Genomic DNA, 15,147 nt, shown 5'->3' on the forward strand with positions numbered 1-15,147 from the left:
AGGAGACCATACCGATGCGCAGATTCATAAGCCTTTCCCTCGCTGCCTTCACCCTCATCGCACCCATCACAATCAAGGCCCAGCCGGCAGCATCCACCGCAGGAAAGCCCTATCTGGTCGAGTGGGTCTACCGAGTCCAGTACGGCCATCAGGACGAGTGGTGGTCCCTCTTCCGCAAGTATCAGATCGCCGCCCTCGACCGCGACCAGCAGCTCGGTTACGTCACCACTTACACCGTCTACGGCCCCGGTCTGCACACCTCAGAAGACAGTCGCTGGGACTACCGCATCGTCATCAACTACAAGGACCAACCCTCCTCCACTCACGAAGGCGAAGTCCTCCACCAACTCTTCTCCGACCAGAACACCCTCCACAAAGAGGAGAACCGCCGCTGGGAACTCACCTCGAACCACTACGATCTGCCCATCCACATCGTCGATCCCCACGCCGAGTAATTCGCACCATCATCCCACCACGAATTCACCACAACCCCACCATCAAGAAACCACTCCCAGGAGACACCGCCATGAGCAAGATCCTCACCGAAGTCCTCTCCGCCAACGAAGCCTACGCCAACACCTTCGGCGCAAAGGCCAACCTCGCCCTCCCACCAGCCCGAGGCTTCGCCATCCTAACCTGTATGGACGCTCGCCTCGACCCTGCCAAATACGCAGGCCTGGCCGAAGGAGATGCCCACGTCATCCGCAACGCCGGCGGCCGAGCCAGCGACGACGCCATCCGCTCCCTCGTCATCAGCTACAAGCTCCTCGGCACCAAAGAGTTCTTCGTCATCCATCACACCGACTGCGGCATGCAGTTCTTCACCAACGACATCATCCGCGGCCTCCTCGCCAGCAGCCTCGAAACCGCCGCCCTCACCCCCGAAGGCTTCAAAGACGTAGGCCATGGCCCAGGCTCCACAGCGGCCGAGTTCGTCGAATTCCTCACCATCAAAGACCAGGCCGAATCAGTCCTAGCAGACGTGACCCGCATCCGCACCAGCCCCCTCGTGCCGAAGTCCATCCCCATCTACGGCTACATCTACGACGTCAAATCCGGCAAACTCATCGAAGTTCCAGCCGCCACCACAACAGGCCGCGCTACGCCATAGGGAGTGGCGGTTTCGAAGTTCTTCGTAACGAGAAGGAGAAAAAGTCGCCATCCTGAGCGTAGCGAATGATCCCTTTATTCACCTTTGCTTTAGGTCAGTTCCGCCCTCAAACTATCGCCGACCGCAGCAAAAAATAAGGAGAGTCCTGCCACCACGCCCTTACCGCCGCAAGCCAAACAGGGGGAGCATTCTTGCTCCCCCTGTTCCTCTATCCCAGGCATTTACTCCCAGCGAGCCGTACGCTCCGCATTATCGACTATCGTGTGCGCATAGTCGATATGCTCAATCGCCCGATCCCGCAACCCATGCGCCTGCGGAACATCCTCCGCATGCTCCAAATCCCGGTGCGCGGCATAGAGCAGTTCATTAGCCTTGCGGAACCTGTCATGCGGGCTCAAACCCGTATCAATGTGGAACGGATCGTTCAATCCCTTGCCGTCATCGATCGAGGCGTGTTTGATCTCATTGATCGCCGCATCGATATGCTTGATCGCCTCATTGTCGTCATGCTTTACCAGACCCCACGCCCATCCATCATTCAGATAGTGCCGCGCCGCTCGCAGATCGCTCAGCGCATGCAGATAAGCCGGATGTGGGCCCGGAACTTCCTGTGCCTGCATCGTCATCGGCGTCACCGCTGCAATCATTCAGCTGTCAAAACCATCAAACGGACTTTACTAACCATGTAACGTTCTCCTTGGGCTGCGTCGTATCGTGCCCGCACCCTGCAAGACCCACCTCACCCCGCAAAGTTGTGCACAATAAATACGGGTTCCACCAAAGTTGTAAACAAACCGACCTTCGAGGTCGTCTATGTCCGCTATCCGATAATCCTCCCCCGCCCCATGCGATACTTAGTTCTGACATGTACAAAAGAGTCCTCCTCAAGATCTCAGGCGAAGCTCTGGCCGCAGGCAAAGGTTTTGGCATCGACGCCGTCTTCATCCACAAAATCGCCGCCGAAATCGCCGCCGTTCACGCCCTCGGCTGCGAGATCGGCATCGTCGTAGGAGGCGGAAACTTCTTCCGCGGCGTCGCCCAGCAGGCCATCGACATGGACCGCGTCGCGGCTGACCACATGGGCATGCTGTCTACAGTGATCAATGCAATCGCCCTCCAGGACGCCATCGAAAAGCTCGGCCTCTTCTGCCGCGTCATGTCCGCCATCGAGATGCACGAGGTCGCCGAACCCTACATCCGCCGCCGCGCCATGCGCCACCTCGAAAAGAACCGCATCGTCATCTTTGCCGCCGGCACCGGCAACCCCTTCTTCTCCACCGATACTGCCGCCAGCCTCCGCGCCATGGAGATCAAAGCCGACATCCTCCTCAAGGCCACCTCCGTCGACGGCATCTACACCGCCGACCCCAAAGTCGACGACAAGGCCACCAAATTCGACCAGATCACTTACAGCGAGATGCTCCGCCTCAACCTCCGCGTCATGGACACCACCGCCGTCTCCCTCTGCCGCGACAACAACATGCCCATGATGGTCTTCAGCATGCGCGAGTCCGGCAACATCGTCCGCGTCGTTAGCGGCGAAAAGATTGGCTCCCTCGTCACCGCCTGACCAGTCTTCTCTACCCACAACCAAATAAATCTTCATCTCGGACCGACGCCAACCCACCGAAACGTCATCTCGACCACACAACCCACCAAATCGTCATCTCGACCGAAGCTGCTCACAGTTTTATCGTGTGCAGCGCAGTGGAGAGACCCCCGTATTTGTTCTTGCTGCTGCTTGCCCTTTGGCTGTGCTGCTACGTTCTTTTGCCAGTCTTTCGCCTGCTGTGGCCGTCCATGTCATTCCGCAGCGTAGCGAAGAAATCTTCTGTTGCCAGAATAATGTCGTCTTCTTCGCCCCTCCCCACGTCTAATTCAAAGAAACCGCGTTTGATAAGTTTGAAACGCAGCAGCATCCCACTCAAGCAGGACGACCGTGTGAACCTCAGCCTTCTGGAACCAGAGATCGAGCAAGCGCCTGCCCCGCAGCCTGCAACCAGGACCACGCGCAAGCCGCCCTTGCCGGCTCTCACCGGAATCCGCACACTCCTCGCCATCTTCATCATTCTCTTTCACTTCACCCCGCCCCACTTGGGCCTCCTCTACCCCATCATCGACAACGGCTACGTCTTCGTCGGCGTCTTCTTCCTCATCTCCGGCTACGTGCTAACCTACAACTACGCCGACCGCGCCAGCACCCTCATCAAGCGCGAGTTCTGGCTGGCCCGATTCTCCCGCCTCTACCCCATCTACCTCCTCGTCCTGCTGATCTCCTTCCGCATGGTGCAGGACGAGTGGCACGCCCGCTCCCACTTTGAGTTCTGGCAGGGAATCATCCTCACCCCTCTAGTCCTTCAGGGTTGGAACCCCTCCGTCGCCACCTTCTGGAACACCGTCGCCTGGACCCTTTCGAGCGAGGTAGTTCTCTACGCCGCCTTCCCCTGGCTCATTCGTCTGCCATGGCCCAAAAAACCGGCCCAGCTGGTTCTTCTCATCATCGCCCTCTGGGTCATCGGCCTCATCCCCCACTCCCTCTATCTCTGGCTCAACCCCGACCACATCGTAGGTCCGGTCGACCGCTATAGCTCGACCCAGCTCATCCGCTTCCTCAAGTACACCCCGCTCCCTTACGTCTGCACCTTCCTCATTGGGGTCACCCTGGGCAAACTCCAGCATGCCCTCACCATCTCCTCTCGTCAGCGCCTCCTGCTCTCGTCCGTCAGCCTGGCGCTCGTGGTTGTCTTCTTCTACACCCTCGTCCTCCGCGCGCCGTACCTCCTCATGCACGGCGGCCTCTTGACCCCTGTCTTCGCCGCCCTGGTCCTCGGCCTCAGCGGGCCTCACGCCATCTCGGCCCTCTTCTCCTGGCGCCCTCTTTTGCTCATTGGCGAGAGCAGCTACTGCCTCTACCTGCTCCACTTCAACGTCTTCCAACTCATCCACCTCTACCATGTGCCGGAGCGCCTCCACCTGGCCGCTCTCGAGCCCTGGCTCTCCTACGCAATCCTCATTCTGCTCGCTCTGGCCGCTTTTCACTTCGTAGAAACTCCCGCCCGCAAGGCCATCCTCAGCCGCTTCTCCCGTAAACCCCGCCCCCTCGCCCCAGCCTCTTCCTAGTGTTGAGAGTCTTGAGTTCGTGGCAAATTCACCTTTGTTGTCGGCTTTATTTCTTTACGTCGCACTTTTGTCCCTAAGCAAAGTCGAATGGCGAAGCCCGCATTAGGCTGACGAACCCATATCAGGTCTTTTTGCTGTCATCCTGAGCGCAGCGAAGGATCCCGAAGAGCTCAGACCTACCCGAACCGCCCATCCCTTCCGCCCATCATCTTCACGCCGTGTCTGACGTTTTGGCCTTTGCCTGCCCTCCGTCTTTGCTGTGTCCTTCTTGTCATCCCTCAGGGGATCTGCTGTTACCGTTGCCATCGATCCCCGAAATCCTGTCAAGCCCCAAAAAAGCAAATTCCCGCGCCAGACAAGGACAAACGCGTGGCGTATTAGTTTCACTCCCTCAGCTATACTTAAATCAAGCTCAAAGAAGATGCCCTCGGACGAAAATCCGAGGGCATCGTTGTTTAGAAGCGAGCAGTGTCTAGAAGACACAGCCAGAAACATTGGCCATAACTCATTGATTTCAAGTATTTTAGCAATAAACCATTTAGGATGAGTAGCTTGCGGGCGGGTATGCCGTATAAACAGTTCAAACTAATAAACTTGCGCGCAAATACCCCAAGAGGGGGAGGGGGGTATCTCACAGGATAAGGCGTTGGAATAACGGAGGAGAGGACGAAAGAGCGACGTTAGAGGCTGTTTAAAAATCCTGTCGTGTTTAAGGGCACGGCTTCAGCAGTGCCGCTAGAGCGTTGCAAGCATTGCGGCTTCAGCCGCTGAGGTCCGTCTTTCGCTTTCGGAGGGTATTCTTCATCACCCTTGTAGCCATCAAACCGGAAGAGTGCTATCTGCTCATAAAAGAGGACGCGAAAGAGCCCCGCGGGCAACGGGGCTTTTTCGTTGACACATAACAAACAGGCTATTCGACGATGATCTGCGTAGGATGCGATCCGTTCGCTACGGCCACAGCACAGCTTGGCAGCGCGCCCGAGGGGAACGGAGTATTTTGCACCTGCTTCAACGTGCCGTTTTGAGGAGCGAGCTGAAACGCCGAGACATCGCCTTCGAGGTTGTTCGTCGCATAGAGGTAGATACCCAGCGCCGGCTCGATCGCAACGCAGGTTGGACCCGTACCCGTCGCCGTCGAAGCAGAACCGACAGCGCCCGTCACATTCCCCGAGGTTTGATCGATCGTATAAGCGCCGACCGTACCCGAGGAGAAGTTCGCTACATACAGGAACTTGCCCCGAGGATCAATCGTCACACCCACCGGAAAGATACCAGTGGCGAACGGGCTGCCGTTGGTCATCGGAGTCAGCGACCCATCTGAATTCACCGTACTGCCATACAGTTGGTTCGTCGCCTGATCGGTAATGTAAACAAAACGCGAAGAAGGATCTGCCGCAATGGCGCTGGGTGTTGTTCCTGCGCCGTATCCGGTGGCGACCGTCTTGCCCGTGCTATCAGTCGTAATCGTGGTCCCAGGAGTAGGAGTCAATGTGCCCGTCGTCGAGTTCTGCACGAAGCCCAGAACCGTCGCCTTCGGTGTGGTCGGTGTCTCCTGATCGATCACATACACATAGTTGGTCAGGAGTCCGTTGTTGGCAGTAGCTGTGGGCGTCGTCGACAGGATGCAGTTTGCAGAGCTGGTACCTCCGGCGGCCAATGGTTGGCAGCGCGGACGGCTCACCACAACGCCAAACGGTGTATTGCCAACCGGAACGTAGTTCAGAGAGGTCAGAGAGGTCGTGGTTCCAATCGTCGTATTTGCTACGGCTGTTCCCAGCGAGCCGTCTTTATTGATCGGGAAGATCGTAATACCGCCCGGCCCGGGCGATGCGGTCGAGTAAAGCTGCTGTCCCTGTGGACCGAGCTGATACTGGAACGTGACATAAAGGAAGGTGCCTGCCGCATCCATCGCAACTGAGGTCCCGTTGCTCCCCGTTATGTTGTACGTGTTCTGCAGGTAGATCTTCCCGTCGGTGCCGACCGAGTACTCTCCAATCGTTGAATCGTCGTGGTTCACGACATACACATTCAACCCGTTCGGCGAGGCAATCAGGGTAACCGGATTCCGGCCTGCCGGGATCGGGGAATCCGCAAGCGGCGTCAACGAACCAATCTGGTAGTCCACCGCGTACGCATTGATGCCACCGTTGGGAGAGGTGCTCGTCAACGGTTTTGCCGTAGTCACATAAACGTACGCCAGCGTGTAGTCGCGGCTGCACGCCGTTACGCTCACCAACGCAAAAGACAATATCGAGGCCACTGTTCCGCGACCCATCTTATTCCACTTCATGCTTGCCTAACTCCAGGGCAAATCGTTTCCGCCCGTTCCTGCTGTCCCGATACTCAGGATTCCTCGAGACATCCTGTCCTGGTTCTCCAGCTGCCTTATTGCCAGCTAGTCTACGTTTCCGCTTACTGCGAGGCACGTCGCCTGTCCGGTCGCCGTGAACTTCGATCCTCGCTTCAGGTCTTGCAAGAAGCCTTGCGTCGAGATCGACTTGCCAGTCACAGTTCCATCTCCGTTGGACGTATAGATGTACTGATTCGACGGGTCCTCTACCATGCAAACCGGCCCGGCCCCCACAGAGTAAGGATTGTTACCCGGATCGATCGCCAGCAAAGTACTATTCGTCTGGACCTGGAACGCCGAGATGGAGCTGTTCGGATTCGTGGTATCGGTAGTCGACTGGTTCGCCACATATAAGAAGTTCTTCGCCGAGCCAGCTCCGCCAACCAGCGAGTAAACCGGATTCGCCCCTGGAGAGACATTTCCAATCGGTCCGCCCGTGATCGGATTCAAAGTGCATGTAGTAGCCGCGACCGAGAAGGGAAGAATCCGTCCACCAGGGTTGCTCGCAGTGGGAGCCGCATCGGTGATATACACCGCGCTTCCGCCGGTAATAATCGACGTAGCGCGTCCAGTCTGCGCATTGAACTTCTGTGTCGTCGTAAGGGTCAACTGACCAGCAGTTCCGGCTGCGTAAGGAGACACAGTCTGGTCAGCCGTGTTGAGAGTTAACAAGCATCCGCCCGAGACCGCCATCATCGTTGGCGTTTCGCCAACGGGGAAGTAGGTCAACTGCAATCCCGTCTGAGGATCCTTGATCTGCTGATTCAGTACCAGTGTCAACCGACCCGTATTCGGATCGATCGAGAAGACCGTGATGTCACCATTGGCGGGAGGTGGCGCACCATCGAGCGATGGTGCCTGCTGATCCAGAACGTACAGAAAATTACCCGTAGTGTCGACCGCAGCCCAGACGGGAGTGCTTCCCTGGCTTGTAAAGCATTGCTGGAAGGTCAACACGCCCTGTCCGCCAACGCTGAACTCGCTGATGCTGCCGGCACTCCCGCACGGCAGGTTCGATGTTGGTCCGCTCCCGCCGCCCTTGTTGACCACATAGACGAAGCGGCCGCCAGGCTTCACCACAATCGACACCGGATCAGCTCCGCCGGAGGTAAACGGGGAGTGCGGCATCGCCGTCAGGTTTCCCGTAAAGTCGTCAATCTTAAATCCCGCAATCTGGTTGTACTGCGTTCCAAGAACCCACATGAACCCGATCGTGCCGCCACCGCACGCCGTCATGCCTAGACCCATCGCTACGGACACTACCAAGGCCTTTGAAACCCGGCCAATCCTGCTCAACTTCATGCGCTTCCTTAATCCTCGCCAGTGAACGGTTCTCCGTCCACCTTTTGCCGCGAGCAACTCTGTAGGGTACGATTCCTTCGCTTATTGTAGAAGCTGTCGCGACTTTGTGCCACTTATGCCCTTCATTCTGGTTGGCCTACCCCCAGCGTATGTGGTCACCACGTCGTGGTTACCGCCACCTTCCATCCACACAAAAGCCCAGGCCGCAGCCCGGGCCTCTGGTTCACTCGCACCTCTACCACACGCGACAGGAGTTCACCGGCATCATTGCGTGGCCCGCTTTACAGCCAAACGCTTTGCCGAACTCATCGAAGTTCCGCACCGTGCCCTTCGCCCGCCACTCGCCCGTGCTATGTGGATCGGTCTTCGCCAGTACACGCGCATTCTGCTCCGTCTGATTCTGGCACCATAGCTGTCCGAAGGTAATAAAGAAGCGCTGCTGCGCGGTATATCCATCACGCTTCCCATCAACATACCCAGGCTCGGCGGTAGCTCCCTGTTGCGTAAGAGCTGCTTCGAGCGCCTGGAAGGCAATTCGAATCCCACCATTATCGGCCGTATTCTCGCCAAGCGTCAGCTTGCCGTTAAGGTTCTGTCCCTCAGCCACCTTGAACCCGTCATACTCCTTCACCTCACAATCGGTGCGCTCGGTAAACTTCGCTCGATCCTCGGCTGTGAACCACGGACGCACATTTCCCTTCGGATCGTACTTCGATCCCTGGTCGTCGAAGCCATGCGTCATCTCATGCCCGATCACGGTGCCGATTCCGCCGAAGTTCACTGCCGGATCTTTACTGTTATCGAAGAAGGGAGGCTGCAGAATTCCAGCAGGGAAGTTAATGTCGTTGTTCGAAGGGCTGTAGTACGCGTTCACCGTCGGGGGTGTCATCCCCCACTCCTTTTCGTCAACCGGTTTGCCTAGTTTGGCGTAGTTGCGAGCCCGCTCGAAACTCTGACCCCTCTCCACATTGCCGAGATAATCGTCCCGCTTCACTGTCAACGAGCTGTAATCACGCCAGTTCTCCGGATAGCCGATCTTATTGCGAATTGCATCCAGCTTCGCCTTCGCTTCGACCTTGGTCGCATGGCTCATCCACGGCAGTTGCTGGATGTCCTGTCCTAGTGCCTGTTCAAGCGCCACCACCAGCTTGTCCATATTGGCCTTCGCATCGGGAGGGAAGTACTGTTTCACCCAGTCCTGACCCACGGCCTCGCCCAGTGCTGTATCGGTCGCGCGTGTGCAACGCTTCCATCGCGGTGTCTGCTCCTTCTGGCCTTGCAGCGTCGCCGAAAAGAAGTTGAAATTTTCATCCACAAATGGTTTCGACAAAGCAGGTGCAGCAGTCCTCAGCGCATGCCAGCGCAAATAGCTCTTGATCGAATCCAAACTTGCCGCATCGATCTCGGCGTTCATCGCCTTGAAGTAGTCCGGTGTTGCAACATTCAGCGTACTGAACTCGCCAATCGTAACCTCCTTCAAATAGGTCTGCCAATCATAATCAGGAGACAGCGCCTCGAGATCCTCCTTGGACATGATGTGATATCGCTTCGCCGGATCACGCAGCTCAACTCGGTCCATCGAGCCCTTGGCGAGCGCCGTCTCGATGGCCATCACACTCTTAGCCTCATCCGACGCCTTCTCCGGAGTATCGCCCAGCAAGACAAACATCTTCGCGACATGCTCGACATACTGATCCCGCAGCTTCTGGCTCCGATCATCCTCGGTCAGGTAGTACGACCGGTCCGGCAGAGAGAGGCCGCCTTGAATCGTGCTTGCAATTTGTTGGCTCGAGTCCTTCTGATCCTGCTGCACATTCAATCCATAAAACACGCCCACAGAGTAGTTCTTCTGTAACTCCGCCACGATCGTCGCCAGTTGTTTTTTGTCCTTCAATGACGCAATCGTCGCCAGCGCAGGCTGCAGCGGCTTTGTCCCCAGCCTGTCGGCCAGATCGACGTTCATACATGCCGCGAAGTAGTCGCCATACTTGCGTTGCAGCGGATTCTTCGGATCGTCCGCCGCTGCCCTCAACTCCGTATAGAGCAGATAATTATTGCGTTCCGCTAACTCGTTGAACCGCCCCCACCGCACCTGATCAGATGGAACCGGATTTTTCTTCATCCAGTTGCCGCATGCATATTGATAGAAGTCGATGCAAGGGTCCGCGGTCTTATCGATTGCGGAAAGGTCAAGGATGATTGGCTGCTTTGGCTCCGAAGTTGGGCCTCCCGGTACATCTGTTTCCGTAAATGCTTGTCCCAGACACACGGCAGTAGAAAGTATCAACAGGCTCGCTAAAGACTTGGAAATCATGTCGCACCTCATAAAAATCCCAATAGAAGGCAACGGCTCAGACAACAAGACGATTCGTCTGCCGTCAAAAACGTAACTCTCCGTGATTCTACGAAGACGAGACGCCATATCACAAAGTTTCCGGCCCACGAAACGCAGAAAAAAGGGCTCAGGCCGAAGCCCAACCCCTGCTTCCCGTCGCCGCATCTTCTCTTAAAAGATCTTCAGGTGGATCGTCAGGTACTTTTTTGGATCGCTTCGAATCGTCGTCACCAGATCCGTGCTGGCCACCAGCAGCTTATTCAAGTTGGTGTAAGCGGCATCATCTTTCACCAGTTTGCCCAGCGTACCCCGCCCATCGTTTACTCCCGACACCAGCGTATTGACCTGTGTCAACGTATTGCTCAGATCCTGGCGAAACTTCGGATCCTTCAGCATCAGCCCAAGTCCACCCTTGCCAGCGTCGGCATCGGCCAGCAGAGAGTTCGCATGCGCAAGCGTCGAGTTCAGATTTTTATAAAGGGTGTCGTCTTTCAGCAGCTTGCCCGCCGTGCCCTTGCCGCTGTCGATCCCGTCCGCGATGTCCTGCAGCTTCGCAACCGTACCATTCAGACGGTTGTACAGCGTGTCGTCAGTCATCAACTTGCCGATCGATCCGCGGCCCGCGTTGATATTCTTCTCCAGCTTCAGCAGCTCATCGACGGTATTATTCGCTTTGTTGTAAAGATCAGGATTATTGATCAGCTGTCCAATCGAACCCTTCCCCGACTGAATGTTGTCGACGATGATGTTCATCTTCGCAAGAATCACATTCAGGCTCTCAATCGTTCCCTGGCTCGCCTTCACGACATCGGTCAAGCTAGGCGTCTCTAAAGTCTTCAAAACATCGCCGTCCTGCAACAGCGGCCCAACGGCAAACTGGCTGTTGATGTCCACCACCGTATCGCCCAGTACACCCACCGTCGACAACGAGGCCTTCGAATCCTTCTTCAGGTTGGTGGCGAACTTTTCGTTCATCTTCATCACCACCTTCACCGGCGTCAGCTTGTGCTCCGGCGAGTTGTCGATCGTCACCGACTTCACCGTCCCGATCGTCACACCTTCCAGGTTCACCGCCGCCCCCGTCTTCAGCCCCGCCGAGTTCTCGAAGAAGGTCACCACCGTCAACTTATGCGAGAAGATTCCCAGCCCCGAAGAACTTGTCATCAGGAACAGCAGGGTCACCAGCACCACCGTCGAAATCAGTACAATCACGCCCACCTTCAATTGCGACCACCGAACCTCCTGCTGGCTGGGCATAGCTCTCCTTTAAGACCGTTTCGCAAAACTTCACTGCCGCGGCGTTACACTGCCGCCTCCCGCCTGTAGCGCAATCAGGGTGTCAGTAACTAGGAGAATACATTACCCTCCCAATCCATCACCCAGGAAAACTCCTGGCATCGCCTCGCGCTAAGTCGTCGATCTGTTATGGATGCCCAAACCGCTCTAATGGTTTCAACTTCCCCTGATTTCAACCTTTTATGACCTTGCCGTACCGCCCGTGACGCGTGACCGTCACGCTAATCCTCCGCCACCACCACCGCCATCGCCAACTCGCGGCTATGGGTCAAACTCAACTGTACCCTGCGCACCCCCATCGCCTTCGCCAACTCTGCCGCCCGCCCGCTCAAGTGAAGCGTAGGTTTACCGCTCGCCTCACGCCGCACCTCAAGCTCCTTCCACGTAACGCCTCGGCTAATTCCCGTTCCCAGCGCCTTCGCGCCAGCCTCCTTCGCTGCAAACCGGGCCGAAAAGCTCTCTGCGGCATTCTTCTTCTTGCGCACACAGTAAGCGATCTCTCCCTCAGTAAAAATCCGCTCCAGAAACCGCTCGCCGTACCGGTCGATACTCTCTTGTATCCGTCTCGTCTCGATCAGATCCGTTCCTACACCCAGCACCATGAGAACCTCGCTTGCGCCACCTTGTTACGCGAACCAACAACAGACAAATCGCAAGTCATCTCTTTTCAACATTATCAAACAGTAAACCCACATGACCACAGTACCCCGTCAGAGACTCACGCTTCCCCCCTCCCCTTCCGATGAACACCCTATCGGCAAGCACATTCGATTCGGCAGAGGCTCAACATCCCATGCAATCGCTTGATATTCAGGGCTTCAGCTACGAAGAGCGCCAAGGCCTTCTGCCCTCGCTCACCTCGGCCTTCGCAGACTGCGGAGGCTGGATCCTCAACCGCAGGACCACCTCGCCCACCACCATGGAGTTCCGCGTCGAGATCCAGCTCCGCGCCGTCATCGACCTCTACGCCTCCATCATCTCTTCTGGCCTCGAGCTCACCCGCGCCGGTCACCTTGGCTTTACCCACCTCTGCACATGCCGTAAAAATCTCGCCACCCCGGCTGACCTCGGTCAGATCATCACCATCCGTCTGGAGATTAGCTTCCTGGAAGACGCCACACTGCAGTCTCTCTTCCTCTCCGCCGGAGAGTGCGCCTGATCGTCCCACGCAACACCTAATGCACGGTCAGTTTTTTCTGCTTCGGTCCCCACAGTCCCATCCGGAACGGCACACCCACTGAGAACTGCAGATTCGGCGTATCCGGCGTCAGCCCCACGCCAAAGCTCAGATCAATCGTCTTACCCGGCGCGTACACATAACTCGTTCCCAACCGCAACGTGCCTTCCACCAGATACGAAGCAGGAATATCCACCCCGTTCAACGTAGTGCTGCGAGTAAACCGTTGATCCCAACCAAGAGTCATCGATACGTCCGGGTTCAACGCCAGGATCGACCCAATCTGGAATCCCACCGCATCCCCCGGGTTGAAGTGCCCCACCATTGTCGCCGCCGGGTTACTCGGATCGTTAGCTGAAACCGTATGATCACCCTTCAGATTCGCCGTATAAGAAAGATTCCCGAAGAACACCACCGGATCGCTCGACTTCGCCAAAGTCAGGTTTCCCTGTATTGCATTGAAGCCTGTCCCAAGCGCCACCTGGCTGCTCTGCAAATTGTAAGGATCTTTCCCCGTCGTCGATTTGAACCGCACACTTGCCAGCATGTCTGGAATCTTTCCATGCTCGCTGGTCAGCTGCCGCGAGATGCCGGCAGAGATATCGCCCAAACCAAAACTGCTCGAAGAGGTTTGGACATTATTCGCGTCCACCGTCCGAATCAACTCATACCCATAAGGAATCGTGAGATCGGCCTGGAGCTTATGCGGCAATCCAAGCCGCGCCGTGAAGTTTGGCAGAAGATAGTCCTCCCTCACACGCTCCGAAGCGATATCACCCACCACCAGCACCGGCAGCAACGCAAAACCATTCACCGTCACATGGTCCGACGACGCGCTGAAGTAAGACGTGGTGTTGTCGACCTCCAGGGTTCCAGAGGGCAGCAGCAATCCGCCACGCACAATCAAAGCTTGATCCAGAGCCTCCGTTGCCTGCCGTTCCGTGCTGTCGTAGGTTGACGTCGACACCACCGAGTTGATCACGCGACTGGTCGAGGCGGCCGGCAGAGTAGGACGATCCTCCACCTTCGCCGGAGTAGTAAAGCCTCCATTCATACGCCACTCAAGCTCATTCACGCGCTCCAGCAGATTGCGGATGATCGCATCGCGCTCTCGCAGCGCCTCCTGCAGCTTCAGATCCACAGGGTCTCTAGCCGCCGTTGTAGCTTTGGCAATCTCCTGTGTCTGCGGCTGACCATTCGCTGATGTCTGAGCAAGGAGTGATCCCGTGCTCGCCAGCAGAACCACAATCACTGATAAAACTCTTCGCCGCAACATCGACCCGCCTTTCCCTTCAGTACAAATAGTTGCTCGGAGCCGTAACTCCGATCTTGCGCGAGATCAGCGATTCATCCGGTACCATGCGTGCGGCCACAGGAAGACGTTTGTCTCCGATCATTCGGTCGTCTGGCGGATGCACTACGAAGACGATGCCGTTCTTCCACAAGGTCTGAAACCGGTCGACTCGCATCGTGATATTGCCGAAGCCCGGATCGCCCAGAATCACATGCCCCGCCACAATGCCCTTTACCACCACAAAATGGTCGAAGCCTTTCTCTCGTATCGGGACGATCACAGAAGCTTTTTCCTGCGCCAGATCCTGGATCGTCATACCACTGAAAGCCTCAGCATGGTATCCCCGCGCCTCGGAAAAGTGTTTCAAATCGAGCAATGAAAATCCGCCTCGGGAGCGCACACGAGTCGCATCTACGCGATGAAGAAGCCACACCACAATCGAAGTCTCAGTCGTATCGTCCTTGAAGTCATAAGTAAGGAGTGTGCTCAACGCCGCGGCGCCGCAACTGACATCCCAACGCTGCTTCACGACGCCCTCATCGCGAATCTCTTTCAGGCTTCGGACATTCTTGCTTCCCCTCGCCCCCGTTGCTTCTCCAGTGTTCTGAGCGCGCACGGGGGCTGGGAAGAGAACAAGACCCGCCAGTCCAGCAGCAAGTATCGATCGTAAGCAGTTCATCAGTGTTTCCCAGTCAGGTTGGACTGCACAATGCTCCCTACCGTCGAGTTCATATTGACGGTCAGGTTCAGCAGCACATTGATATTGGAGTTCACAGCATTGATGTTGACCAGCGAACTCAGATTTTGCTGCGCGCTGCCATTCAACGTGAGCGTGCCCATGTTGGTGGTTGAGGTCAGCGGTCCGGTCAACACCTGCAGCGTACCGGCACCTGTCACCAGTCCGTTCGCAGTTGACGCCGACCCTTGAAACTGCACGACTCCATTCGACAAGCTCGCCGAAACGCCCGCTGCCGTAACCCGATCCATGGCAGCGTCGTTCAGCGATTGGCCTTTATGCTTGGTTGAGCTTTGGGCCAGTCCTGCTTGAGTTAGCAACGCAAGACTCGCAACTACGAAAAGACGACGCATAAATCCTCCTTGATGCCACAGAGAAGCGTAGGGCGGGGCTCCCTGGTTAGAGGAGCCCTCCCTGCGGCCGTCT

14 protein-coding genes are annotated in these 15,147 nt (G+C 56.7%); 5 read left to right on the top strand and 9 right to left on the bottom strand.

Features of this window, described 5'->3' with window-relative positions; genetic code table 11:
* Positions 1-14: 14 nt before the first annotated feature.
* Positions 15-455, top strand: a complete 441-nt coding sequence (locus RBB75_RS11270; protein WP_353068138.1) for a hypothetical protein — start codon at positions 15-17, stop codon at positions 453-455.
* A 71-nt stretch (positions 456-526) separates the two neighbouring features.
* Positions 527-1,111: a beta-class carbonic anhydrase gene (locus RBB75_RS11275; RefSeq protein WP_353068139.1), complete on the top strand. Its 585-nt coding sequence runs from the start codon at positions 527-529 to the stop codon at positions 1,109-1,111.
* A 221-nt stretch (positions 1,112-1,332) separates the two neighbouring features.
* Here the strand turns inward: RBB75_RS11275 and RBB75_RS11280 are convergent, their stop codons facing one another.
* Entirely contained in the window at positions 1,333-1,758 is a 426-nt protein-coding gene (locus tag RBB75_RS11280) for a hypothetical protein (RefSeq protein WP_353068140.1), read from the bottom strand.
* Positions 1,759-1,976: 218 nt separating this feature from the next.
* On the opposite strand from RBB75_RS11280, the gene pyrH reads away from it, so the two are divergent.
* Both pyrH and RBB75_RS11290 read left to right on the top strand, forming a co-directional pair.
* Positions 1,977-2,681 (top strand): UMP kinase, encoded by a 705-nt coding sequence (gene pyrH, locus RBB75_RS11285; RefSeq protein ID WP_179636681.1) that lies wholly within the window; start codon positions 1,977-1,979, stop codon positions 2,679-2,681.
* A gap of 323 nt (positions 2,682-3,004) precedes the next feature.
* Complete coding sequence (locus tag RBB75_RS11290) at positions 3,005-4,231, top strand: acyltransferase family protein (RefSeq protein WP_353068141.1); 1,227 nt, start codon at positions 3,005-3,007, stop codon at positions 4,229-4,231.
* A 910-nt stretch (positions 4,232-5,141) separates the two neighbouring features.
* On the opposite strand, the gene RBB75_RS11295 is transcribed toward RBB75_RS11290, so the two are convergent.
* From RBB75_RS11295 to RBB75_RS11315, 5 genes are all read right to left on the bottom strand, one after another.
* Positions 5,142-6,521 carry a lactonase family protein gene (locus tag RBB75_RS11295; RefSeq protein WP_179636682.1) on the bottom strand — a complete coding sequence of 460 codons (1,380 nt, stop codon included), beginning with the start codon at positions 6,519-6,521 and terminating at the stop codon, positions 5,142-5,144.
* 105 nt (positions 6,522-6,626) lie between these two features.
* Positions 6,627-7,883: a beta-propeller fold lactonase family protein gene (locus tag RBB75_RS11300; protein WP_353068142.1), complete on the bottom strand. Its 1,257-nt coding sequence runs from the start codon at positions 7,881-7,883 to the stop codon at positions 6,627-6,629.
* 235 nt (positions 7,884-8,118) lie between these two features.
* The gene (locus RBB75_RS11305; RefSeq protein ID WP_434557132.1) at positions 8,119-10,197 is read right to left on the bottom strand and encodes a M13 family metallopeptidase; all 2,079 of its coding nucleotides are present in this window, start codon (positions 10,195-10,197) and stop codon (positions 8,119-8,121) included.
* A gap of 192 nt (positions 10,198-10,389) precedes the next feature.
* Positions 10,390-11,475, bottom strand: coding sequence for an MlaD family protein (locus tag RBB75_RS11310; protein ID WP_353068144.1), 1,086 nt, complete (start codon positions 11,473-11,475; stop codon positions 10,390-10,392).
* A 260-nt stretch (positions 11,476-11,735) separates the two neighbouring features.
* Complete coding sequence (locus RBB75_RS11315; protein WP_353068145.1) at positions 11,736-12,116, bottom strand: holo-ACP synthase; 381 nt, start codon at positions 12,114-12,116, stop codon at positions 11,736-11,738.
* 191 nt (positions 12,117-12,307) lie between these two features.
* Here RBB75_RS11315 and RBB75_RS11320 point away from each other — a divergent pair, with 191 nt between their 5' ends.
* Complete coding sequence (locus RBB75_RS11320) at positions 12,308-12,673, top strand: hypothetical protein (protein ID WP_353068146.1); 366 nt, start codon at positions 12,308-12,310, stop codon at positions 12,671-12,673.
* Between the two features lie 16 nt (positions 12,674-12,689).
* Here the strand turns inward: RBB75_RS11320 and RBB75_RS11325 are convergent, their stop codons facing one another.
* Genes RBB75_RS11325 through RBB75_RS11335 form a run of 3 tightly spaced genes read right to left on the bottom strand, consistent with a single transcriptional unit; the run spans position 12,690 to position 15,074 of the window.
* Complete coding sequence (locus tag RBB75_RS11325; protein ID WP_353068147.1) at positions 12,690-13,943, bottom strand: transporter; 1,254 nt, start codon at positions 13,941-13,943, stop codon at positions 12,690-12,692.
* A 40-nt stretch (positions 13,944-13,983) separates the two neighbouring features.
* On the bottom strand, positions 13,984-14,664 hold the full coding sequence (locus RBB75_RS11330) for a C39 family peptidase (protein WP_179636688.1): 681 nt from the start codon (positions 14,662-14,664) through the stop codon (positions 13,984-13,986).
* Positions 14,664-15,074: a hypothetical protein gene (locus RBB75_RS11335; RefSeq protein WP_179636689.1), complete on the bottom strand. Its 411-nt coding sequence runs from the start codon at positions 15,072-15,074 to the stop codon at positions 14,664-14,666. The genes RBB75_RS11330 and RBB75_RS11335 overlap by 1 nt, the downstream gene beginning before the upstream one ends.
* Positions 15,075-15,147: the final 73 nt, after the last annotated feature.

This window comes from Tunturibacter empetritectus (assembly GCF_040358985.1).
Classification (GTDB): domain Bacteria; phylum Acidobacteriota; class Terriglobia; order Terriglobales; family Acidobacteriaceae; genus Edaphobacter; species Edaphobacter empetritectus.

What these genes read in the sequence shown, in the direction of transcription:
- RBB75_RS11270 (WP_353068138.1), top strand. Translation starts at nt 15, where the DNA reads ATGCGCAGATTCATAAGCCTTTCCCTCGCTGCCTTCACCCTCATCGCA.
- RBB75_RS11275 (WP_353068139.1), top strand. Translation starts at nt 527, where the DNA reads ATGAGCAAGATCCTCACCGAAGTCCTCTCCGCCAACGAAGCCTACGCC.
- RBB75_RS11295 (WP_179636682.1), bottom strand. Translation starts at nt 6,521, where the DNA reads ATGAAGTGGAATAAGATGGGTCGCGGAACAGTGGCCTCGATATTGTCT.
- pyrH (WP_179636681.1), top strand. Translation starts at nt 1,977, where the DNA reads ATGTACAAAAGAGTCCTCCTCAAGATCTCAGGCGAAGCTCTGGCCGCA.
- RBB75_RS11280 (WP_353068140.1), bottom strand. Translation starts at nt 1,758, where the DNA reads ATGATTGCAGCGGTGACGCCGATGACGATGCAGGCACAGGAAGTTCCG.
- RBB75_RS11335 (WP_179636689.1), bottom strand. Translation starts at nt 15,074, where the DNA reads ATGCGTCGTCTTTTCGTAGTTGCGAGTCTTGCGTTGCTAACTCAAGCA.
- RBB75_RS11330 (WP_179636688.1), bottom strand. Translation starts at nt 14,664, where the DNA reads ATGAACTGCTTACGATCGATACTTGCTGCTGGACTGGCGGGTCTTGTT.
- RBB75_RS11315 (WP_353068145.1), bottom strand. Translation starts at nt 12,116, where the DNA reads ATGGTGCTGGGTGTAGGAACGGATCTGATCGAGACGAGACGGATACAA.
- RBB75_RS11300 (WP_353068142.1), bottom strand. Translation starts at nt 7,883, where the DNA reads ATGAAGTTGAGCAGGATTGGCCGGGTTTCAAAGGCCTTGGTAGTGTCC.
- RBB75_RS11310 (WP_353068144.1), bottom strand. Translation starts at nt 11,475, where the DNA reads ATGCCCAGCCAGCAGGAGGTTCGGTGGTCGCAATTGAAGGTGGGCGTG.
- RBB75_RS11305 (WP_434557132.1), bottom strand. Translation starts at nt 10,197, where the DNA reads ATGATTTCCAAGTCTTTAGCGAGCCTGTTGATACTTTCTACTGCCGTG.
- RBB75_RS11320 (WP_353068146.1), top strand. Translation starts at nt 12,308, where the DNA reads ATGCAATCGCTTGATATTCAGGGCTTCAGCTACGAAGAGCGCCAAGGC.